21 protein-coding genes are annotated in these 20,718 nt (G+C 68.9%); 8 read left to right on the forward strand and 13 right to left on the reverse strand.

The window, feature by feature from the left end:
* The first annotated feature begins 27 nt into the window (after nucleotides 1–27).
* Entirely contained in the window at nucleotides 28–1,644 is a 1,617-nt protein-coding gene (locus LOK44_RS10680; RefSeq protein ID WP_237569962.1) for an MFS transporter, read from the forward strand.
* Here LOK44_RS10680 and mftG read toward each other — a convergent pair.
* The 7 genes from mftG to mftA all read right to left on the reverse strand — a co-directional run bounded on the left by mftG (nucleotide 1,634) and on the right by mftA (nucleotide 8,192).
* Nucleotides 1,634–3,061 (reverse strand): mycofactocin dehydrogenase MftG, encoded by a 1,428-nt coding sequence (gene mftG, locus LOK44_RS10685; RefSeq protein ID WP_237569963.1) that lies wholly within the window; start codon nucleotides 3,059–3,061, stop codon nucleotides 1,634–1,636. The two genes, LOK44_RS10680 and mftG, sit on opposite strands and share 11 nt — an antisense overlap.
* A 27-nt stretch (nucleotides 3,062–3,088) precedes the next feature.
* Complete coding sequence (gene mftF, locus LOK44_RS10690) at nucleotides 3,089–4,501, reverse strand: mycofactocin biosynthesis glycosyltransferase MftF (protein WP_237569964.1); 1,413 nt, start codon at nucleotides 4,499–4,501, stop codon at nucleotides 3,089–3,091.
* A complete protein-coding gene (mftE, locus tag LOK44_RS10695) occupies nucleotides 4,498–5,229 on the reverse strand; it encodes a mycofactocin biosynthesis peptidyl-dipeptidase MftE (RefSeq protein ID WP_237569965.1) in 732 nt (243 codons plus the stop codon). The genes mftF and mftE overlap by 4 nt, the downstream gene beginning before the upstream one ends.
* Before the next feature lie 138 nt (nucleotides 5,230–5,367).
* Complete coding sequence (gene mftD, locus LOK44_RS10700) at nucleotides 5,368–6,543, reverse strand: pre-mycofactocin synthase MftD (RefSeq protein ID WP_237569966.1); 1,176 nt, start codon at nucleotides 6,541–6,543, stop codon at nucleotides 5,368–5,370.
* A 1-nt stretch (nucleotide 6,544) separates the two neighbouring features.
* Nucleotides 6,545–7,738: a mycofactocin radical SAM maturase gene (gene mftC, locus LOK44_RS10705; protein WP_237569967.1), complete on the reverse strand. Its 1,194-nt coding sequence runs from the start codon at nucleotides 7,736–7,738 to the stop codon at nucleotides 6,545–6,547.
* Nucleotides 7,735–8,082 carry a mycofactocin biosynthesis chaperone MftB gene (gene mftB / locus LOK44_RS10710; protein WP_249783321.1) on the reverse strand — a complete coding sequence of 116 codons (348 nt, stop codon included), beginning with the start codon at nucleotides 8,080–8,082 and terminating at the stop codon, nucleotides 7,735–7,737. The genes mftC and mftB overlap by 4 nt, the downstream gene beginning before the upstream one ends.
* Nucleotides 8,083–8,084: 2 nt before the next feature.
* Nucleotides 8,085–8,192, reverse strand: coding sequence for a mycofactocin precursor MftA (gene mftA / locus LOK44_RS10715; RefSeq protein ID WP_237569968.1), 108 nt, complete (start codon nucleotides 8,190–8,192; stop codon nucleotides 8,085–8,087).
* 88 nt (nucleotides 8,193–8,280) lie between these two features.
* On the opposite strand from mftA, the gene mftR reads away from it, so the two are divergent.
* The 3 genes from mftR (at nucleotide 8,281) to LOK44_RS10730 (ending at nucleotide 10,805) form a co-directional block, all read left to right on the forward strand.
* On the forward strand, nucleotides 8,281–8,907 hold the full coding sequence (mftR, locus tag LOK44_RS10720) for a mycofactocin system transcriptional regulator MftR (protein ID WP_237569969.1): 627 nt from the start codon (nucleotides 8,281–8,283) through the stop codon (nucleotides 8,905–8,907).
* A 93-nt stretch (nucleotides 8,908–9,000) separates the two neighbouring features.
* On the forward strand, nucleotides 9,001–9,516 hold the full coding sequence (locus tag LOK44_RS10725; RefSeq protein WP_237569970.1) for an RNA polymerase sigma factor: 516 nt from the start codon (nucleotides 9,001–9,003) through the stop codon (nucleotides 9,514–9,516).
* Complete coding sequence (locus LOK44_RS10730) at nucleotides 9,513–10,805, forward strand: VOC family protein (protein WP_237569971.1); 1,293 nt, start codon at nucleotides 9,513–9,515, stop codon at nucleotides 10,803–10,805. The genes LOK44_RS10725 and LOK44_RS10730 overlap by 4 nt, the downstream gene beginning before the upstream one ends.
* A 54-nt stretch (nucleotides 10,806–10,859) precedes the next feature.
* Here LOK44_RS10730 and LOK44_RS10735 read toward each other — a convergent pair whose 3' ends face one another.
* Entirely contained in the window at nucleotides 10,860–12,041 is a 1,182-nt protein-coding gene (locus LOK44_RS10735; RefSeq protein WP_237569972.1) for an FAD-dependent oxidoreductase, read from the reverse strand.
* Nucleotides 12,042–12,099: 58 nt separating this feature from the next.
* Nucleotides 12,100–12,546 (reverse strand): Rv2324 family transcriptional regulator, encoded by a 447-nt coding sequence (locus tag LOK44_RS10740; RefSeq protein ID WP_237569973.1) that lies wholly within the window; start codon nucleotides 12,544–12,546, stop codon nucleotides 12,100–12,102.
* Between the two features lie 124 nt (nucleotides 12,547–12,670).
* On the opposite strand from LOK44_RS10740, the gene ddaH reads away from it, so the two are divergent.
* The 4 genes from ddaH to LOK44_RS10760 are packed head-to-tail and all read left to right on the forward strand — an operon-like array spanning nucleotide 12,671 to nucleotide 17,193.
* Nucleotides 12,671–13,528 (forward strand): dimethylargininase, encoded by an 858-nt coding sequence (gene ddaH, locus LOK44_RS10745; RefSeq protein ID WP_237569974.1) that lies wholly within the window; start codon nucleotides 12,671–12,673, stop codon nucleotides 13,526–13,528.
* A gap of 14 nt (nucleotides 13,529–13,542) precedes the next feature.
* A complete protein-coding gene (rocD, locus tag LOK44_RS10750) occupies nucleotides 13,543–14,808 on the forward strand; it encodes an ornithine--oxo-acid transaminase (protein WP_237570577.1) in 1,266 nt (421 codons plus the stop codon).
* A 22-nt stretch (nucleotides 14,809–14,830) separates the two neighbouring features.
* Complete coding sequence (locus LOK44_RS10755; RefSeq protein ID WP_237569975.1) at nucleotides 14,831–16,315, forward strand: amino acid permease; 1,485 nt, start codon at nucleotides 14,831–14,833, stop codon at nucleotides 16,313–16,315.
* A complete protein-coding gene (locus LOK44_RS10760) occupies nucleotides 16,312–17,193 on the forward strand; it encodes a universal stress protein (RefSeq protein WP_237569976.1) in 882 nt (293 codons plus the stop codon). Before LOK44_RS10755 ends, LOK44_RS10760 begins: the two co-directional genes overlap by 4 nt.
* Before the next feature lie 8 nt (nucleotides 17,194–17,201).
* Here LOK44_RS10760 and LOK44_RS10765 read toward each other — a convergent pair whose 3' ends face one another.
* From LOK44_RS10765 to LOK44_RS10780, 4 genes are all read right to left on the reverse strand, one after another.
* Nucleotides 17,202–17,909, reverse strand: a complete 708-nt coding sequence (locus LOK44_RS10765) for a dienelactone hydrolase family protein (protein ID WP_237569977.1) — start codon at nucleotides 17,907–17,909, stop codon at nucleotides 17,202–17,204.
* Between the two features lie 87 nt (nucleotides 17,910–17,996).
* Nucleotides 17,997–18,851, reverse strand: a complete 855-nt coding sequence (locus tag LOK44_RS10770) for a mycofactocin-coupled SDR family oxidoreductase (protein ID WP_237569978.1) — start codon at nucleotides 18,849–18,851, stop codon at nucleotides 17,997–17,999.
* Nucleotides 18,852–18,943: 92 nt separating this feature from the next.
* Nucleotides 18,944–19,786, reverse strand: a complete 843-nt coding sequence (locus tag LOK44_RS10775) for an SHOCT domain-containing protein (RefSeq protein WP_237569979.1) — start codon at nucleotides 19,784–19,786, stop codon at nucleotides 18,944–18,946.
* An 84-nt stretch (nucleotides 19,787–19,870) separates the two neighbouring features.
* Nucleotides 19,871–20,653 (reverse strand): PP2C family protein-serine/threonine phosphatase, encoded by a 783-nt coding sequence (locus LOK44_RS10780; protein ID WP_237569980.1) that lies wholly within the window; start codon nucleotides 20,651–20,653, stop codon nucleotides 19,871–19,873.
* Between the last annotated feature and the right edge of the window lie 65 nt (nucleotides 20,654–20,718).

Below are 20,718 nucleotides of genomic sequence, written 5' to 3' on the forward strand. Positions count from 1 at the left end.
AAATATCCCATCCGGAGGGAGTCGCGCGTGGTCGACGCTCTCGCCCGGCCAGATCAGCCTACCGACGCCGCCATGGCCGCCATGTCATCTCGGGCCCGCGTCTGGCTGCTGATCGTCGCCTGCCTCGACGTCAGCCTCGTCGTCTCGTCGATGATCGCCCTGAACACCGCACTCGGCGACATTGCGGTCGACACCTCCGCCACGCAGACCCAACTCACCTGGGTCGTCGACGGCTACACCTTGGTGCTCGCCTGCCTGCTGCTACCTGCCGGTGCGGTCGGTGACCGGTACGGCCGGCGCGGCGCGCTGCAAATCGGCCTCGCGATCTTCGCCGTGGCCTCGTTCGCGCCGGTGATCTTCGACAGCCCGATGCAGATCATCGTGGCCAGGGCGGTCGCCGGCGCCGGCGCGGCGTTCGTCATGCCTGCCACGCTGTCACTGCTGACCGCCGCATACCCGAAGTCGGAGCGCAACAAGGCCGTAGGCATCTGGGCGGGTATCGTGGGCTCCGGTGCCGTGCTGGGCTTCCTGGGTTCGGGGCTGCTGCTGAACTTCTTCGCCTGGCAGTCGATCTTCTGGTGCTTCGCCGGTGCTGCCGCCGTCCTGTTCGTCCTGACCCTGACCGTCTCGTCCTCGCGCGACGAGAACGCCACGCCGCTCGACTGGCGCGGCGCAGCCCTGATCGGTGGCGCGGTAGCGGTCTTCGTGTTCGGCGTCGTCGAGGCACCCGTCCGCGGATGGACCGACCCGCTGGTCTACGGCTGCATGGCCGCGGGCCTCGTGCTGGCCGCGGCCTTCGCCGTGGTCGAACTGCGCCTCCCCCATCCACTTCTGGACGTCCGCCTGTTCGGCAGGCCGGACTTCGCCACCGGCGCCGTCGGCATCACGATCCTGTTCTTCGCCAACTTCGGCTTCTTCTTCGTCTCCATTCAGTACATCCAGCTGGTGATGGGCTACAGCGCACTGAAGACCGCGGTCGCCGTCGCCCCGCTGATCGGACCGGTGCTGATCCTCAGCGCGACGAACAACTGGTACCTGCCCCGGTTGGGGCTGCGGCTGGTCCTCACGGTCGGACTGATTCTGATCGCCGCGGGGCTGATGTCGATGCGCCTCCTCGAGATCGACTCGCCCTACCTGCAGCTGGCATGGCCGCTGCTGGTCATGAGCACCGGCATCGGATTGTGCACGGCACCAACGACGTCTGCGGTCATGGGAGCGGTACCCGACGAGAAGCAAGGCGTCGCATCGGCGGTGAACGACGCGACCCGCGAGATCGGCGCCGCCCTCGGCATTGCAGTGGCCGGCTCGATCCTGGCCGCGCAGTACGGCAACCTGATCGGACCGCGACTCGCCGGTCTGCCCGAGCAGGTACGGGCGCCCGCGACGGACTCGCTGGCCCAGGCACTGGCCGTCGCCGACGAGATGGGACCCTCCGGCGCCCGGCTGGCCGAGGTCGCGCAGTCGGCGTTCGTGGAGTCGATGAACGCCTCCCTGTTGGTCCTCGCGTCGGTGATCACCGTCGCGGCGGTGTTGGTGGGACTGTGGGCGCCAGGCCGGGACGGGCGTCAGCTCAAGGCAGTGCAGCGGGTCACGCGGCGACGGAGCGCCCCCGAGGCGGAGGGGCTCGCGCCGCTCAGCGACTGACGAATTCGGCTGCGCGGTGGCCGATCATGACGATCGTCGCGTGCGGCCCCCGCCCGGTGATGCTCGGCATGACCGAACCGTCCACCACCCAGAGCCCCTCGACGCCACGCACCCGGCACTGCGGGTCGAGCACGGCGTCGTCGTCGGTGCCCATCGGCGCCGACCCGCACAGATGCTGCGACGTGGACCAGAACGATTGCCGCGCAGTATATCCGGTGCCTGCAAGGTCGTGGGCCAGCTCGGCACCGGCCTCGAGTAGGGCGACGTCGGCCGGCTCCGCGTCGTAGCGGTGCTCGATCAGCGGCGGCACGGCAGGATCGGCGGACACGATGGTGATGACACCACGCGACCGGGGCCGCATCAGCGTCACGCCGAGATGTGGGCGATCCTCGGGATCGTCGCCGGGCCCGCCCGTCATCGCGCCGAAGCCCGTCGTGTACGGCCTGATCTCCAGACCGTCCTCGGTCACCAGCACCGCCTCGAGCGGCGGCCGCCCGGGCGCCGCGGGCCAGTCGACGGGCAGCACCAGTTCGGGGTGGTCGGCGCACCTGGCCCCTACGGGAAGGTCGGCCACCACGGGTACGCCCGCGTCGGTAAGCGTGCGCGCCGGACCGACGCCCGAGAGCATCAGCAGGTGCGCCGATCCAATCGCCCCCGCGCACAACGCGATACGGTCGGCGGTCACCAAGACGTCCCCGTCCGGCCCGCGACACTCGGCGCCGACGACCCTGCCCCGCTCGATGCGCAACCGGGTGACGTCCGTCCCGTCGAGCACCCGCAGGTTCGGGCGAACCGCCGCCGGACCGAGGAAGGCGCCGCCGGGACCCACGCGGGTGCCTCGATCGATGTTGAGCGGCACCGCGCCGACACCCGGCTCCAGCGGCGCGCCGGGCGACGAGCCGTTCAGATCTTCGAGCCAGGGATAACCGAGTTCGCGCGCGGCATCGACGAAAGCGCTTGCCCCCACTTCGAATTCGTGCACGCGGCGGATCAGCATCGGGCCGTCGGTGCCGTGCAGCGGGCCGTCGACGTCGCGGTCGGTCTCGATGGCGCGGAAGTGCGGCAGCACGTCGTCCCAGCTCCACCCGGGCAGTTGCCAGGCGTCGAAGTCCTCCGGCAGCCCGCGGCAGAAGTAGCCACCGTTGACGGCGCCGGAGCCGCCGACGACGGCGCCGCGCATGATCGTCGTCGATCGCGGCGGATGATCGGTCAGTGTCGTGCGGTAGCGGCGGACCACCGAACTGGCGTCACCGATGGGCAGTCGTAGGCCATCGCTGATCTGCGCCATGACCCGCGGATCGGACGGCCCCGGCCCGGATTCGACGACCACGACGCGGCAATCGGGGTCGGCCGAGAGTCGTTCGGCCAGAACGCAGCCTGCGCTGCCCGCGCCGACGACGAGCACATCAGCGTGCAACGGTGTCGATCCTTCTCGCGTGGATTCTCAGGTCCGGATCTGCGGCTTGAGGGCGCCGAGGTGACGCTCGCGGAAGACGCCGGTCCACAGGCCGAGACCGTAGGCGATGTCGTCGAGACGCTTGAGTAGCAGGTAACTCAGTAGCCCCACGCGGTGGGCGTCTCCGTCGGCGTCGGCATGCCTGGTGGCCCAGTCGACGACGCCGTCCACCACGGCGGCCACCAGGACCACCTGCCTGCACCGTTTGAACAGCACGGCGGCGACCAGTGCCAGCGGCCAGTAGTGCCTGCAGATCGCCGACGCCAACTGCAACGCCGCGGCCCACAGGCCGTGGGCGGTCACCGCGGCGACCTCCTTGGGCGCAGTGTCGACCGAGCTGAGGGCCCTGGCGATGCGCCGCCCGGTCAGCACGGCCACCAGTGTGGAGGCGAGGTAGCCGATGCCCGAGCCCATGGCGAGCAGCAGCCACGCCAGCAGCGTCCACCCGGAGATCACCAGTGGGGCCGTCTTACCCGGGTGCCGAACGGCCAGCGGTGCGGCCGACGACCCGTAGAACGCCTTGCGCGTGAACCATTCTCGGAGGTGGGTGCGGTGGTCGTGCCCCACCAGGGCAATCGGCTCGTAGCGCAGTCGGGCACCGGCTTCGATGAACCGCCAGCACAAGTCGACGTCCTCGCCCGACCGTAGCGTCTCGTCGAAGCCGCCGACGTCGGTCAGGGTCTGCCGACGGCAGACGATCGCGGCGCTCGGCACGTAGGACACCGTGCCCAACGGCACCACGGGCGCCTCCCGCTGGCCGAGGTCCAGCGACGACCGCACCGACTCGTAGCGGGCGACCAGGTTGTCCGGCTCGTGGAGCGCCACGATGCGGGGGGCGACGAGCGCCACGGCGGGGTCGCAGAAGTGCCCGAGTAGCGCTTCGAGCCATCCGCGGCGCGGCACCACGTCGGAGTCCAGGAACGCGACGAGGTCGGTACCGCTCGCGTGCAGGCCGGTGTTGCGAGCCGCCGCCGGACCCCTGCTGGAGGGGTGGCGCAGCACCTGGAGCTCGCACCGTTGGGCATCGAAGTCCGACGGCCTGATCGGCACGGCCGAGCCGTCGTCCACGACGATCACTCGCATCCCGCGCAGCGCCCGCACCAGTCGCTGGACACCAATCGTGTTGTCGCGCACCGGGATCACGACCGTGACGTCCCGATGCGAGGGGCCAGATGCGGGCCGGGGGTGCGCAACGGTGGCGTCGAGGAGCGTGCGTGCCAACTGGGCACTCTGCGCGTCGTGCACCTCCAGCCTGCCACCCCGGAGCATGGTCTGGGCGGCCGGGGCCAACCGCAGCAGTCGCGTGGGGGAACCCCCGAGCAGCGCCGCACCGGAACCCAGCACCTTGACACGCCGATCCACCTGTACCGCGAAGCCGTCGGGCAGGCGCGGCCCCGTCACCTCAGCATCCCGTCGGGCCGCGGAGCCCAGGCCGAGATGGCGTTGACGACGCCGCTCACCATCTCCCCCAGCAACGCCTCGCCGTCGGCCGCGGTGGCGGTGGTCGGGTCGCCGAGCACTCCGACGGGACTCACCGCGGCGATGCCGCCCTCTCGCATCCGGGGCAGCAGTTCGGCCAGTGGCGCGCCGTTTCCCGCAACGCGTTCGTCGAGCCACACGTCTTCCGGCGAAATATGTAGCAATACAGACGTTTCGGTGTGGCCCGCGTGGGCATCGCCGCCGCGGACGGTGCACGAGCACCAGGCGGCATCGCGCCCTTCGTCGCGCAGCAAACCAACCGCCTCCCGCAGCGCCGCGACGTTCCCGCCGTGGCCGTTGACGAACACCACGCGCGAGGCCCACTGACACGCCGATCGGCCGAACTCCAGGAGCAGAAGTCGCAGCGCAGCCGTACCGATGGAGATGGTGCCCGCGAAGTCCTGGTGTTCACCACTGGAGCCGTAGCTGACGGCCGGCGCGAGCGTCCAGTCGCCCGACAACCGGCCAGCAACCGCCGCGGCCACGGCGACGGCGATGCGGGTGTCGGTGTCGAGTGGCAGGTGTGGCCCATGCTGCTCCAGCGCACCAATGGGGACGATCAACGCGGGCGTCAGATTGCTCAGCTGCCTCGACGTCGAGTTCCCAAGCCCCCCGGGTAAAGCCACCCGCCGATGGTAGGCCGAATTCACCTGCCGTGCGCCGATTGTTGGCGTTTGAACTACATCCATCTTCACCTCGGGCGAGTCGGCACCCGATGGGCTACCACGTCAGCCCCGTGAGCCACGCCAGCCCCAATCAGGTGCGGCGGCGCCTGGCGCACGCCGAGGTCAGGCCCCGAGCGTGCGGGTGAATCCCTCGGGTACCAGGATGTCGTCCGGCGTGAGGTCGTGGATCGAGGAGTGGCCCATGCCCATGAGCGCCGAGTCGATTCCGCCGCGCAGGATGTCCAGTACGTTCTCGACGCCGGCCTGGCCGTTGGCCGCCAGACCCCACAGGTAGGCCCGGCCGATCATCACCGCACGGGCGCCGAGGGCAACGGCCTTGACCACGTCGCTGCCGCGCCGGATGCCACCGTCCAGCAACACCTCGACCTGATCGCCCACCGCTGCCGCGACGGCAGGCAGGCAGCGAATCGCCGCCGGGGTGCCGTCGAGGTTGTTGCCGCCGTGATTGGACACCGAGATCGCCGAAACGCCAGCGTCGACAGCACGTTTCGCGTCGTCGACCCGGACGATCCCCTTCATCATGAACGGGCCGTCCCACCGCTCGCGCAGCCACGCGATGTCCTCCCAGGTCGGAGGCGGGGTGCCCATCCACTCGCCGTACGCCTGGAAGAACGCCGGTCCGGGCTCTCCGCGCCGTCCCTGGTTGGGAACCCGCAGGTCGGGCGGGCTCAGAGTCTTGCCGAAGTCCCAGAGCCAACGGGGCTTGGTGAGCACCTCCGGCGACATCTTGATCATGGTGCGCAGGTTCATCTGCTCGGGGATCTTCGGGCTGCCCCAGTCGCGGCCGTGCGAGAAGCTCCAGTCGGTGGTGGTGATCAGACCCACCGCGCCGGCCTCCTTGGCGCGCTGCGCGCGCTCCAAGATCGCCTCGCGACCGCCGAGCCAGTAGATCTGGAAGAAGACCTTGCCGTTGACCGCCACCACGTCTTCGATGGGCTTGCTGGCGAACGAGGACAGGCCCATGGCCGTGCCACGCGCCGCGGCTGCGCGCGCGACGGCCACCTCCCCCTCGGGGTCCACCGCCTGCACACCGGTCGGCGAGATGATCACGGGCATCGAGATCTCTTGTCCCATAACCGTTGTCGTCAAGTCGCGCTTCTCCGCAGCACCAACCACGTGCGGCGCGAAGCCGAGTTCGGAGAACGACTCGACGTTGTCGGAGACAGTCACGCCCTTCTCGCTCGCGGAGATCAGCGAGGAGTAGACGGACTTGGGCAGACGCTTCTTCGCGCGTTGCTGCGCGATCGCCACGGTTTCGAACCAGATGTCACGGGCCATGTCAGACGGGACTTTCGTTGCAGAACGACTTGGGGGGCTTTGCGGGTGGGACGGTCAGGAGCTTGAGCGGGATCGGCCCCTTGCGCCCGCCGGAACGCGAGTGGTCGACACTCGACTTCGGCTTGCTGCGTTCGGCCGCGAGCGCAGGCTCGCCGTAACCCTGCACGCACTCCGGGTCGGGCCCGTCCAGTGGCAGACCGGTGAAGAACTTGGCCGCCATGCATCCGCCGCGGCACGCGTCGTAGTGGCCGCATCCGCTGCAGGCACCGGCCGACTGCGGTTCGCGCAGCTCGTTGAACAGCTGCGAGTTCTGCCACACGTCTTGAAAACCGTTGCTCGTCAGGATGTTTCCGGCAAGGAACTTCTCGTGGATGGCGAACGGGCAGGCGTAGACGTCGCCGACCGGGTCGATCAGGCACACCACGCGGCCTGCTCCGCACAGGTTGAGCCCGGCCAGCGCGCCGGGCTCGCCGAGGCCGGACAGGTGAAAGAACGAGTCGCCGGTGAGCACGCCTTCACCGCGGGCCACCAGCCAGTCGTAGAGCTGAACCTGCTGCGCAGCGGTGGGGTGCAGTTCGTCCCACACGTCGGCGCCGCGGCCCGACGGACGCAGGCGCGTGATGCGCAGGGTCGCGCCGTACCGGTCGGCGAGATCCTTGAAGTCGTCGAGCTGGTCGACGTTGTGCCGCGTGACGACCACCGAGATCTTGGCATCGCGGAAGCCCGCGGCGGCGAGGTTCTCCAGCGCGCGGATCGCCATCGCGAACGACCCGGGTCCGCGCACTTCGTCGTTGACGTCTGCGGTCGCGCCGTCGAGCGAGATCTGCACGTCGACGTAGTCACTGGCTGCCAGCTTCGCCGCGACCTCCGGCGTGATGCGCACCCCGTTGGTGGAGAACTTGACGCCCACGTGATGCTCGGTCGCGTAGTCGACGAGTTCCCAGAAGTCCGATCGCACAGTGGGTTCACCGCCGCCGATGTTCACGTAGAACACCTGCATGCGCTCGAGTTCGTCGATCACGTCCTTGCACTGCTGCGTGCTCAGCTCGCGAGGGTCGCGCTTGCCCGATGCGGACAGGCAGTGCACGCACGACAGGTTGCACGCGTAGGTCAGTTCCCACGTCAGGCAGATCGGCGCGTCGAGACCCTTCTCGAACTGGTCGACGAGCCGGGGTACGGGCTGCATCGTGGTCATGAAGTCTCCTTGGGAACCAGCATCTTGGACTGCACGAGCACGCCCAGCGCGTGCACGTAGGGCGCCTGCTCGTCGTCGTCGACACCAGCGGCGCGCAGGGCTGCGCGCGCATCGGGGTGGTCACCCAGCGCGTTGACTACCTCGACGATCTTCCGGTTCTTGAGGAACGAAAGCTTGCGGGTGCCAAAGTGATAGAGCAACGCTCCGAACGGCTCGGGCCGCACTGCCACCTGATGGTGCAGCCGCCAGCCGGCGTCGGGGTCGAACCTCGGTGCGGGGACCACCGGGCCATCGGGCACGGTCGACTCCGACCCTGACTCGAAGGCCGCGGTGGATGCCGACATGGTCAGTAGACCCCGCACATGCCGTCGATCGACACCTCTTCGACGAGGCTCTCGGTGACGAGTTCATCCTGGACGTGATCTTGCACGGGTGCCTGCTGCGCCTGCTCCATGATGTGTACCTTTCGCGTCGTGGGTCTCGACAATTGTGACCCAGGTCGCAAGAATATGGCATCGAGTGCCGAAACGGAAGGGCGATTCGTGACGAGTGCATCGGAACGCCGGGCCCCCGCCGCAGGCGACGTCGCGCCGCGCGTGGGCAGGCGCCGCTCGACCACGCAGGACCACATCGCCGACGTCGCTCTCGATCTGTTCGCCGAACGTGGCTTCGACGAGGTCAGCGTCGACGACGTCGCCCAGGCCGCAGGCATCGCGCGCCGCACCCTGTTCCGCTACTACCCCTCCAAGAACGCCATTCCCTGGGGCGACTTCGACGCTCACCTCGGTCACCTGCGCGACCTGCTCGACGCCGTCCCCGACGACGTTCCCCTGCGCGCCGCCCTGCGCGCGGCACTGTTGGCGTTCAACGAGTTCGACGACGCCGAGACCGCACGGCACCGGCAGCGGATGCGGGTGATCCTCGAGACCGACGCACTGCAGGCGCACTCGATGACGATGTACGCGGGATGGCGCACCGTCGTCGCGGCGTTCGTCGCACGCAGGCTCGACGCCCGGATCACCGACCTGGTTCCGCAGACCGTGGCGTGGACGATGCTCGGGGTCGCGCTGGCGGCGTACGGGCACTGGTTGGCCGACGAGTCGGCGTCCCTGCCCGGCGCGCTGACCGACGCCTTCGACACCGTAAGCGCGGGCCTCGGCGACCTGTGACTTCGGCGCGCTTCTCCGCCCTGGTCGCGGATCCGCGCGCCGAATTCGCGAATGGGGCGTCGGAGTTCGGGCGCCAACGGCGACGATGAGGGTGTGAGCAACGAAGCGGAAGGCTACGACGCCCCCCGTGCCTTGCTGACGCTGTACGACGAGGCGCTGCCGTCGGTGTACGGGTACTTCGTGCGCAGGTGCCCCGACCGCGCGACGGCCGAGGATCTGACGTCGGAGACGTTCCTCGCGGCGATGGACGCCGCACGGAAGGCCAGCCCGCCGCCGATCAACGTGCCGTGGCTCATCGGCGTGGCACGACACAAGCTGGCCGACCACTACCGCCGCAGGCACGACCGCTTCACCGACCCCGTCGCCGAAGTTCCCGAACCCGATGGCGAGGACCGGTGGGACGCAGAGGTCGATCGCATCGTCGCCGAGAGCGTGCTCGCCCGGTTGCCCGAGCACCACCGCACGGTGCTGGCACTGCGATACATGGACGACCGCTCGGTGCCGGAGTGCGCCGAGCTGATCGGCCGCACCGTGCATGCCACCGAGGCACTGCTGGTGCGCGCCCGACGCGCTTTCAAGAAGCACTACCCGGAAGGAGGGGCGCGATGACCAGGTTCGACCATCCCGACGGCCACGACCCCCTGACCGTCCTGCGTGACGGTGACCTTCCGGTCGATCCGGATCCCGGCTTCGCCGCACGCCTGCGGTCACGGCTGGAATCCGCAGTCGCACTGCCCAATCGAACAGGAGACGTCGTCATGAGTGGTACCGATTCTGCGCTTGCCGAACTCAACGAGACCCGCGACGCGACCAGCCCACGAAGCGCCGCGATCCCCTACCTGGCGGTCCCCGACGCCCGGGCCGCACTCCAGTGGTACGTCGACGCCTTCGGAGCCGAGGTCGTCGGCGAGCCATTCGTGATGGACGACGGCCGCATCGGCCACGCCGAACTCGCCCTGTCGGGCGGCATCCTCTACCTGGCCGACGAGTACCCTGAACTCGGCCTCAAAGCGCCTGCCGCACAGAACGTCTCGGTCAGCATGATGCTCGCCGTGCCCGACACCGACGACGCGCTGGCCCGCGTCCGTGGGCGAGGCGCCACCGTGGTGCAGGACGTCGGCGAGGGGCACGGGTCACGCAACGCGACCATCGTCGACCCCTTCGGACACCGCTGGATGCTGACCGGGCCTGCCACCGGCGCACCGACGCCCATCCAGCACGGCGACGTCGGCTTCGTCTCGCTGTGGACCCCCGACGCCGACCGCGCCGCCACGTTCTACGGCCGGGTCCTGGGCTGGGTCTACGACGCCGCGACGAACCGCGTCACCAACACCGTCGCGCCGATCGGGCTGTTCTCCGTGCCCGGCGCCCCGACGATGCTGTGCTGCTATGCCGTCGGAGACCTGGCGGGCGCCAGGCGGTCGATCGCCGACGGCGGCGGCCAGGTGGGGCAGACGATCGAGTTCGACTTCGGCACCGTGCTCGACGCCACCGATCCGGCAGGCGCACCGTTCGCGGTGTTCGAGCCCCGGCCGGGACTGCCCCGCCCCGAGCTGAACGGTGCTGGCCCTGGCGAACTCTCGTACATCACCTACCACGTGCCCGACGCCGGGCAGTTCAAGGCGTTCTTCAGCCGGCTGCTGTTCTGGTCGTTCGAACCGGGCCGGGTCGACGACGGCTGGGCGATCGAGGACACCCACCCGATGGCGGGCGTAGCCGGGGGAAGCGACCGCTCGGTCACGGTCCCGATGTGGACGGTGGACGACGTCGAGGCCGCCGTCGCCCGGGTGCGGGAGGCCGGCGGGACCGTGATCGAGGAGCCGTCTCGGCAGTCCTACGGCCTATCGGCGCTGTGCACCGACGACCAGGGCAGCCGGTTCTACCTCGGCCAGTTCTAGCGATTCGTGGAGCATTTCCCGCGGTGCGCGCTGGAAATACTCCACAATCCGCAGCTAGGAAGCGGGGAGGACGTCGGCGATCGGGGCGGCGTTGGCGATCTTGCTGCGCGCCTTCATGACCTTGCCGGGCATGCCGCCGCCGACGACGCCCACGACGACGCCGTCGCGCTCGTAGTAGGCCAGGAACTTCCGGCCGTCGTCCTCGACGACGTGCACGACGTCGTCGGCCTCGGGTTCGCCGAGGCACTGAATCTTGACGTCGTACTGGTCGCTCCAGAAGTACGGCACCACGACCACGTCGGGCGGGTCGCCGCCGAGCATCGCGGGCACGATGACCCGGGCCTGCTCGGCGACGTTGCTCCAATGCTCGACGCGCACTTGGTGTCCCGTGGCGTCCTGCCACGAGGCGACGTCGCCGACCGCCCACACGTTTGGTGCCGACGTCCTGCCGTGCACGTCGCACACCACGCCGTTGTCGACCTCGACACCACTGCCCTCGAGCCAGTCCGTGGAGGGCCGGGAGCCGATGCCGACCACGACGACGTCGGCGTCGAGTTCGGTGCCGTCGGACAGCTGTACCTTCTCGACGTGTCCGGAGCCGGTGACGCCCGCGACGCCGACGCCGCAGCGCACGTCGACGCCCTCGGCGCGGTGCAGCCTGGCCACGAGTTCGCCGATCTGCCGGCCGAGCACCGAGGCGAGCGGCGCGGGCTGCGGTTCGACGATGGTCACCTCGGCGCCGAGCTTGCGCAGGCTGGCCGCGACCTCGCAGCCGATGAAGCCCGCGCCGATGATGACGGCCCGCTGCACCGAGCCGGCATGGCGGCGCAGCGCCAGGCTCTCGTCGAGGGTTCGCAGGACGCGCACCCCTTCGAGGTCGGGCAGCGACGGAATGCGCTTGGGGGTCAGCCCCGTCGCGATCACGAGTTCGGCGTAGGGGACGACGTCGCCGTCGGCCAGCGTCACCGTCTGCGCCGCGGTGTCCAGCGCGGTCGCCGCGGAGCCGAGCCGCAGCGTGATGTCGTGCTCGGAGTAGAACTCGGCGGGCTTGAGCAGCACGTCGTCGGTTTCGCCGCGCAGCACGTCCTTCGACAGCGGCGGCCGGTCGTAGGGCAGGTGGTCCTCGTCGCTGACGATCGTGATCGGGCCGGTGTACTCGGCACGACGGAGTTGCTCGGCGGTTCGCGTGGCCGCCAGACCACCACCGACGATGACGATGCCTGCACTGTTGCTCACGGTGGCTTTCTTACACGATGGGGCCCGACTGTCGTGCCCCACCCCGGATCGGTGCCGGTCAGGGATGCGCGCGCTCGATGAGGTTGGACAGGACGACGATGCTCTCGCTGCGCTCGATGTCGGCGCTGGCGCGGATGCGTTCGAGCGCCTCCTCGAGGTGCCGCATGTCGCGGGCGAGCACGTGAAGTATCGCGTCCGACGTGCCGGTGACCGTTGCGGCGCTGACGACTTCGGGGATGTCCTCCCATGCGCGCCGCAGCTCGTCGGGCGCGATCGTGCCGTGACAGAACACCTGCACGTAGGCCTCGGTCCCCCAGCCGATGGCGCTGCGGTCGACGACGGTGGTGAATCCGCGAATCACGCCGTTGTCGAGCATGCGGTCCACCCGCCGCTTGACCGCGGGTGCGGACAGGTTCACCCGCTCACCGATCTCCGCGAACGTCGCCCTGGCGTGCTCGGTCAGCTCGGCGAGGATCGCCTCGTCGGTCTCGTCCAGACGGTCCATCTCCGCAGCCCTCCGCTTCCATGCAACGAATCGCCGCCAGCATAACCGTGAAGCAACGGATCGATGGTCGACGCGCAATGAGTGGCGATTGATTGCGCGCAGCCCGGTCAATATCGTTGCTTTCATGACGATCGCCGATGTCGCCAGCCAACCAACACCCGAAGCCACCACCCCGCGCTCACGCACCGCGTCGCTGCGCCGGTACGCGATGACCGCCCCGAATCACTTCGCCGTCGAGTACGCCATCAACCCGTGGATGGACGTCACCGCCTCGGTCGACGCGGACCTGGCCGTACGTCAGTGGGACGAACTGCGCCGGACCTACCTCTCGCTCGGCCACACCGTTGACCTCGTCGAGCCCCTCGGCGGCCTGCCCGACATGGTCTACGCCGCCAACGGTGGTCTCGTCGTCGGCGACAGGGCCGTGGTCGCACGCTTCGCCTACCCCCAGCGGGCGGGTGAGGCCGCGTCGTACGCACGGTGGATGGCGGCGCACGGCTTCGACCCGGTGCACACCGAGCACGTCAACGAAGGACAGGGCGACCTTCTAGTCGCCGGATCGATGGTGTTGGCGGGCTACGGATTTCGCACCGACCACCGCGCCCACGCCGAGGTCGAGCGCGCGATCGGACTACCCGTCGTGAGTCTCGAACTCGTCGACCCGCGCTTCTACCACCTCGACACCGCGCTGGCGGTGCTCGACGACACGACCATCGCCTACTACCCGCCTGCATTCGGCGACGACGCGCGAGCGCGCATCCAGCACCTGTTCCCCGACGCCATCGAGGTCGCCAGCGCCGACGCCTTCGTCCTCGGCCTCAACGCGGTCTCCGACGGCAGGCACGTGGTGCTCCCCGCTGCCGCCACCGGGTTCGCCGCGCAACTCGCCGACGCCGGCTTCGAGCCCATTGGCGTCGACCTGTCCGAACTGCTCAAGGGCGGCGGATCCGTCAAATGCTGCACGCTGGAGGTATATCGATGAGCATCCTGGACGACATGCCCCCTGCGGTGAGCGAGCGAACGGGCAACGAGGCGCCGTCGCGCACCGCGGCCGCGATCGCCCTCGACGACCGCTACGCCGCCCACAACTACTCGCCGCTGCCCGTCGTCGCCACGACGGCCGACGGCGCGTGGATCACCGACGTCGAGGGCAGGCGCTTCCTCGACTGTCTCGCCGCGTACTCCGCGGTGAACTTCGGTCACCGCAATCCCGAGATCATCGCCGCCGCCCACGCACAGCTCGACGCCGTCACGCTGGTCAGCCGCGCCTTCCACTCCGACCGACTCGGACCGTTCTGCGCCGCGCTCGCCGAGCTGTGCGGCAAGGACCTCGTGTTGCCGATGAACAGCGGCGCCGAGGCCGTCGAAAGTGGGTTGAAGGTGGCCCGCAAGTGGGGCACCGACGTCAAGGGCGTACCGGCAGGCGAGGGCAACGTCATCGTGGCGCGCAACAACTTCCACGGTCGCACCACCACGATCATCAGCTTCTCCGACGACGAGACCGCCCGGCGCGGATTCGGGCCGTACACGCCAGGATTCCGCTCCGTGCCGTTCGGTGACGCGGACGCGATGGCCGCGACGATCGACGACCACACGGTCGCCGTGCTGATCGAGCCGATTCAGGGCGAGGCGGGCATCGTCGTGCCGCCGCAGGACTACCTGCCCCGGGTCCGCCAACTCTGCTCGGATCGCAACGTCCTGATGATCGCCGACGAGATCCAGTCGGGTCTCGCCCGCACCGGGCGCACGTTCGCGTGCGACCACTGGGACGTCGTGCCCGACGTGTACCTGCTGGGCAAGGCGCTCGGCGGCGGCGTGGTCCCGCTGTCGGCCGTGGTCGCCGACCGCGACGTCCTTGGGGTGCTGCATCCTGGCGAGCACGGGTCGACGTTCGGGGGCAACCCGCTGGCGGCTGCGATCGGAACCACCGTGGTCGAGATGTTGCGACGCGGCGAATACCAGTCCCGCTCCGCCGAACTCGGTGCGCGGCTCCACGCGCGCCTACACGGGTTGATCGGCCACGGCGTGCTGGCCGTGCGCGGCCTGGGGCTGTGGGCGGGCGTCGACGTCGATCCGGCGATCGGTTCCGGCAAGCACGTCAGCTTGCGCCTGGCCGCCCGCGGTGTTCTCGTTAAGGACACTCACGGTTCCACTTTGCGCTTCGCACCACCCCTGGTGATCACCGAAGAGGAGATCGACTGGGCCGTCGACCAGTTCGCCGCCGTACTGGCCGAGGGGCATGTCACGTCGGCACCCGCCTGAATCTCCCCGACATGGAGGCAGCATGACATCCCCGCCGGTGAAGCTGACCGAACAGATGCTGCGGCGCCGTCCCGTCCTCGGGGCTCCGGTCGCCCATGGCGCCTCCGATCACCTCAAGCGCACGATCGGCGTCTTCCAGCTGACGATGTTCGGCGTCGGCGCCACCGTCGGCACCGGCATCTTCTTCGTCCTGTCCGAAGCGGTGCCCGAGGCAGGTCCTGCGGTCATACTGTCGTTCCTGCTCGCCGGTGTGGCCGCCGGGCTCGCCGCCATCTGCTACGCCGAGATGGCCTCTGCAGTACCGGTATCGGGTTCGACGTACTCCTACGCCTACACGACGATGGGCGAACTGGTCGCCATGGGCGTCGCCGCGTGCCTGCTGCTGGAGTACGGCGTCTCGACGGCGGCGGTCGCGGTGGGGTGGAGTCAGTACCTGAACAAGTTGTTGGAGAACCTGTTCGGGTTCAGCCTGCCGCAGGCGATCACCGCCGCGCCGTGGGACGCCGAGCCCGGGATCGTGAACCTGCCTGCGATCATCCTGGTCGTCATGTGCATGCTGCTGCTGATCCGCGGCGCATCGGAATCCGCAAGGGCCAACACGATCATGGTGATCATCAAGCTCAGCGTGCTGGCCATGTTCATCGTCATCGCGTTCACGGCCTTCCAGACCAACCGGTTCGCGGACTTCGCCCCGATGGGCTCGGCGGCCGTCGGCCTCGCCGCGGGCACGATCTTCTTCTCCTACATCGGTCTCGATGCCGTCTCCACGGCCGGGGACGAGGTGAAGGATCCCCAGCGCACGATGCCGCGCGCCATCATCGCCGCGCTCCTCATCGTCACCGGCTTCTATCTGCTGGTGTCGTTCGCCGCGCTCGGCGCCCAGCCGTGGGAGGCGTTCGAGGGTCAGGAAGCCGGCCTCGCGGTGATCCTCGACGAGATCACCGGAAGTCGATGGGCCAGCACGGTGATCGCTGCGGGCGCCGTGATCTCGATCTTCTCGGTGACACTGGTGACGATGTACGGCCAGACCCGCATCCTGTTCGCCATGGGCCGCGACGGCCTGCTGCCCGCCATGTTCGCGAAGGTCAACCCGCGGTCGATGACGCCGGTGAACAACACGATCATCGTGGCGATCGTGGTGAGCCTGCTGGCCGGGTTCATCCCGCTCGACAAGCTCGCCGACATGGTCTCGATCGGAACGCTGACGGCCTTCATCGTGGTGTCGATCGGCGTTATCATCCTGCGCAGGCGCGAACCCGATCTGCCGCGCGGCTTCAAGGTGCCGCTGTACCCGGTGACGCCGATCCTGTCGATCCTCGCCTGCGCCTACATCCTCTACAGCCTGCACTGGTACACGTGGATCGCGTTCGGTGCGTGGGTGGCCGTGGTGTTGGCGTTCTACTTCGTCTGGGGGCGCAACCACAGTGCGCTCAACGACGGCGGTGACGGCATCATCGAATCCGCGGCACCCGGTGTGGACGTCGTGATGCCGAGGGACGAGCGATGACCGTCATAGTCGGCTATCTCGCGGGCAAGGCCGGTCGGTCCGCACTGCACCTCGGGGCGGAGGCAGCCAGGACGCTCAAGACGTCGCTGTCCGTCGTCACCGTGGTTCCGAAGCCGTGGACTACGCCCTCGCCGGCACGCATCGACGCCGAGTACGCGCAGTACGCGGACCGCCTGGCCGCCGACTCCGCCGCCCAGGCCCGCGACTGCATCGGCACGATCGATCCCCAACTCGAGGTGACGTTCCACAAGTTCGCGCACCGCTCCGCGTCAGGCGGACTCGTCGACGCGGTCGACGAATTGGGCGCCGAGTTGCTGGTGCTCGGGTCCGCCTCGGACGGACAACTCGGCCAGGTGGTCATCGGGTCGACGGCAGACCGGCTGCTGCATTCGTCGCCGGTGCCGCTGGCCGTGAGCCCACGGGGTTACCGGGGCTCGAAGACCCATGGCCTGACCAGGATCACGTGCGCCTACCCCGGCACACCAGGGTCGCTTCAGCTCGTCGAACGCGTAACGACCCTGGCGGCCCGGCTCGGCGTGCCCATGCGCGTCATCACCTTCGCCGTCAGGGGGCGCACCATGTTCCCGCCGGAGGTGGGGCTGCATGCAGAGGACTCGATCCTCGAGTCGTGGGCGGCGCAGGCGCGAGAGACGTTGCAGGCGTTGCGGACCGACGGCGTCGTCGGTGACGACGTTGAGCTTCAGGTCGTGACGGGCAACGGGTGGGCACAGGCCCTCGACGCGGCGGAGTGGGTCGACGGGGAGCTGCTGGCACTCGGTACGTCGCCGCAGGGGCCGATCGCGCGGGTCTTCCTCGGCTCCAAGGGCACCAAGATCGTCCGGCACAGCCCCGTGCCGGTGCTGGTCCTGCCGAACTGAGCCGCCCGCTACCCGTCGAACGTCTCGCCGAGGAAGTCCACGAAGCCGACCCATGCCCGTCGAGAAGCAGTCTCGCTGAACAGGATTCCGCGTTCAGGCGAGTTGGCGAACGGCGCCATGAACGCATGAACCGTGTTGCCGTAGGCGTGCAGCTGCCAATCCGCCTGCCGCCCGGTCAGTTCGGCGGTCAGGGCCAGCACGTCGGCGGGTGGCGCGAACGGATCGTCCCAGCCGTGGTGCACGCTGATGCGGGTGTCGATCGGCCTGCTCGGCGCGTCCGGCAGAGCGGTCAGCAACCCGTGGAACGCCGTGACCGACCGCAAGTGGGTGCCGTGGCGCGCGAGGTCCAACATGCACAGGCCGCCGAAGCAGAACCCCATCGCCGCCATGGCATCTCGGTCGACGCCCGGTAGCGCACTCAGGTGGTCGACCACGGCGGTCAGCCGATCGCCCATCGCGGCACGATCTGAGAGGAAGCGGTTCATCTCGGCCGCGGTGGCGTCGATGCCGCCCTTGGTCGCCTCGGTGCCGAAGAGGTCCACGGCGACGGACTGATACCCCAATTGGGCGACCCGGTGGCAGAACTCGACCTGGGCGTCGCTGCGACCCTCCATGCCGTGGAACACCAGCACCGTCGGCGCACCAGGGCCTGCGGGCACCAGAACGCCGTCGAAGTCCACGCCATCGAGGGTGTAGTCGAAGGACTCCGAAGTCATGTCGCGAACGTACCCACCGGCGATGGCAGGGCGGAATGCCTTTCGCTCAGCGCGTATCCGCGCTCACGACCTCGTCGTGCGAAGCGCTCAGTACTTCATCGTCCCGCGGTCGACGGCGATCTGCGATCCCGAGATGGTCATCGAGCCGTCGCCTGCCAGCCACGCCACCACGTCCGAAACCTCTTCCGGTGACATGAATTCCTGCAGACCCGGCTTGCCGTCGTGATTGACGGGCTTGAGCGGCATCGGCGCGAAGCTGTGCAGGTAGGTCGGGTAGTTCTTGAAGACCTCCATCATGGCCTCGGGTTCGACCATGGGCGTGTTGATGGAGTAGGGGTGGATCGAGTTGACCCGGATGCCGAACTCGCCCACCTCGAGCGCGAGCGAGTTGGTGATCGCGGTCAGGCCGTGCTTGGACGCCGCGTAGTGCGAGTTGCCGGGTGTCGCCTTCAGCCCTGCCGACGAGCTGACGACGATGATCGACCCGCCGTTGCCCGCCTCGATCATCGCGGGCACTGCGGCACGGATGGTGCGCCAGGTGCCGTTGAGGTTCACGTCGATGACGGTGTCCCACTGCTCCTCGGACATCTCGAACATGCGGCCCCAGCTGAGGATGCCGGCATTGGCGACGAGGATGTCGAGTCGGCCGAACTGCTCGACGCCGTCGGCCACCACCTGCTGCTGGGCAGCGAGGTCGCGGATGTCGACCTCACGGGCCAGCACCTTGCGTCCGGCTTCTTCCACGGCCCGCACGGTCTCGGCGAGTTCCTCGCTGGTGGCGGCGGGATAGGTGATCGTGTCGGACACCGGCGCGCAGATGTCGATGGCGATGATGTCGGCGCCCTCCTGGGCAAGCCGCACCGCGTGGGCGCGACCCTGGCCGCGCGCAGCCCCGGTCACGAATGCCACGCGCCCCTCGAGCGTTCCGTTGCCTGCCGCCATCGCCAGTCCTTTCGTCAAACCCGCGCGCTCAGGCTAGCAGCCGAACTGAAACGTGTTCTAGTAAAGGTCGAGGCCGAGAATTCTCGCCTCGATCAGAGGTCGGCGAGGATCTCCTGTCGCTTGGACGCGTACTCCGAATCGGTGATCGCGCCGGTGGCGCGCAGCGTCTCGAGTTCCTGCAGGCGCTGCGAGACCGACACCGGCGGGGCGCCGAAGGACGCCGCCGGCGGCGGGGCTGCCGCCATGGGCGCGGCCATCCGCTCGGGCGGCGTCTGCTGGGCCGCGGCGCGACGCACGACGCTCATCACCTGCTGGCGCACGACCGGGTTGGACCGGATGTCGATCATGCCGTTCATGGGAACGCCGTTGGCCTTGAGGATCTGCATGATCTCCATGAGTGGACCCACCTGCCCCGACAGGTCATAGGTGCGGTTGTCCTCGGCGAGTGTGAACTGTGCGGGAACCAGACCGTTGATCAATCCGCTGCGGTTCCAGTCGATCTGGAAGGTATTGGTGGCGGGGTCGACGAGCACGACGAGCCTGCGGCCGGTGATCATCGGGAGCCGCGAGATCGATGCCACCACGGAGTCCTGGGCCGTGAATGGCGTGAGGCCCGGACCCTCGATCCGCAAGTCCAGCTTGACGAGCGGCTGGTCGTTGATGCGGGTGTTGGTCTCGGTGATCCCCGTGATCTGCGCGAGCGCCACGACGCCGCTGGACTCCAGCATCTCGGTCTTGGCGGCCCGCTTCGCACCGTAGCTCGCGAGCGCCAGCGCGACCAGGACGTCGATGGCGGTGACGAGCAGTCCCGTCCAGAACATCCACTTGAACAACGGGTCCTGGCCCGTGGCGAAGAAGATCGCCAGGAAGATCGGGCCGACGAGCCCGCCGCACAGCAGCACCATCAGCTGTGCCTTCACGTAACGCCACAACATGAGTTGCTCCTCGCGTCGACTGGCCTATTCGCAGGTCAGATTAACGCCGGCGCGTCGGCTACCGATCCCAAACTCGACAGGCGGCTAGGTCGCCGCGACCTCGACGATCACGAACGAGAGATTGTCGTCGGCACCGTTGGCCCGCACCGTCTCGACGATCCCGGCACCCCAGTCGGCGACGTCGGCAGGCTGCACCGCGTCGCGCAGCTCGTCGTCGCTCATCAGCCCGCTCACGCCGTCCGAGCAGAGCAGGAACGTGCCTTGCCGCAGCGGGAGTTCGAGGACGTGCGGGCGTACCGGCGCGACCTGCCCCATCGACTGGGTCACGATGTTCGTCGGTCGGCCGTTGGTGTCGAAGACGGAGTCGTCGACCGACAGCTGCTCGAGAATGCCGTCGGTGATCGAGTAGATCCTGCTGTCCCCCACGTTGAAGACGACGAGTTGATCGGCCAGGAAGCACAATCCGGCGATGGTCGTGCCCAGCCCCTGCAGCTCCGTCTCGATCCCGACCGCCCGGACCTGATCGTTGATCGCGAGCAGCGCATCCGCGACGTCGTCGGCACCGCGCCAGTCCCGGAACGCGGCCGCCACCAGATTCATCGCGACCCGGCTGGCCAGGTCGCCGCCTGCGTGACCGCCCATGCCGTCGGCCACGGCGCACACGAACGGTGGCGCTGGCGCGAAGTCCATGGTGACCAGGGTGCCGTCGTGGGTCTGGCACAGCCAGCCGCCGACGAGTACGGCGTCCTCGTTGCGGCGGCGCCGCAGACCGACGTCGGTGAAGGCGTGCACGGTGAACCGCGCCCGCGCAGCGCCCGCGACCCCGCCGCCGGCATCCGACGCCGCGGCCACCGGGGGTTCAGTCATCAGCGCAGCGTAGCGGGTTGCGAGCCCGCTGACGCGAAAGCGGCGCCCACCCGAAGGTGAGCGCC

The organism is Mycolicibacterium lacusdiani (assembly GCF_021916785.1).
In the GTDB taxonomy this organism is placed as follows: Bacteria; Actinomycetota; Actinomycetes; order Mycobacteriales; family Mycobacteriaceae; genus Mycobacterium; species Mycobacterium lacusdiani.

Excerpts from the sequence above, each read along its gene's own strand:
- mftA (WP_237569968.1), bottom strand. The coding sequence starts at position 8,192 with ATGGAGCAGGCGCAGCAGGCACCCGTGCAAGATCACGTCCAGGATGAA.
- LOK44_RS10755 (WP_237569975.1), top strand. The coding sequence starts at position 14,831 with ATGACATCCCCGCCGGTGAAGCTGACCGAACAGATGCTGCGGCGCCGT.
- mftC (WP_237569967.1), bottom strand. The coding sequence starts at position 7,738 with ATGACCACGATGCAGCCCGTACCCCGGCTCGTCGACCAGTTCGAGAAG.
- LOK44_RS10775 (WP_237569979.1), bottom strand. The coding sequence starts at position 19,786 with ATGTTGTGGCGTTACGTGAAGGCACAGCTGATGGTGCTGCTGTGCGGC.
- rocD (WP_237570577.1), top strand. The coding sequence starts at position 13,543 with ATGCCCCCTGCGGTGAGCGAGCGAACGGGCAACGAGGCGCCGTCGCGC.
- LOK44_RS10770 (WP_237569978.1), bottom strand. The coding sequence starts at position 18,851 with ATGGCGGCAGGCAACGGAACGCTCGAGGGGCGCGTGGCATTCGTGACC.
- mftB (WP_249783321.1), bottom strand. The coding sequence starts at position 8,082 with ATGTCGGCATCCACCGCGGCCTTCGAGTCAGGGTCGGAGTCGACCGTG.
- LOK44_RS10760 (WP_237569976.1), top strand. The coding sequence starts at position 16,312 with ATGACCGTCATAGTCGGCTATCTCGCGGGCAAGGCCGGTCGGTCCGCA.
- LOK44_RS10730 (WP_237569971.1), top strand. The coding sequence starts at position 9,513 with ATGACCAGGTTCGACCATCCCGACGGCCACGACCCCCTGACCGTCCTG.
- ddaH (WP_237569974.1), top strand. The coding sequence starts at position 12,671 with ATGACGATCGCCGATGTCGCCAGCCAACCAACACCCGAAGCCACCACC.
- LOK44_RS10780 (WP_237569980.1), bottom strand. The coding sequence starts at position 20,653 with ATGACTGAACCCCCGGTGGCCGCGGCGTCGGATGCCGGCGGCGGGGTC.
- LOK44_RS10740 (WP_237569973.1), bottom strand. The coding sequence starts at position 12,546 with ATGGACCGTCTGGACGAGACCGACGAGGCGATCCTCGCCGAGCTGACC.
- LOK44_RS10765 (WP_237569977.1), bottom strand. The coding sequence starts at position 17,909 with ATGACTTCGGAGTCCTTCGACTACACCCTCGATGGCGTGGACTTCGAC.
- mftD (WP_237569966.1), bottom strand. The coding sequence starts at position 6,543 with ATGGCCCGTGACATCTGGTTCGAAACCGTGGCGATCGCGCAGCAACGC.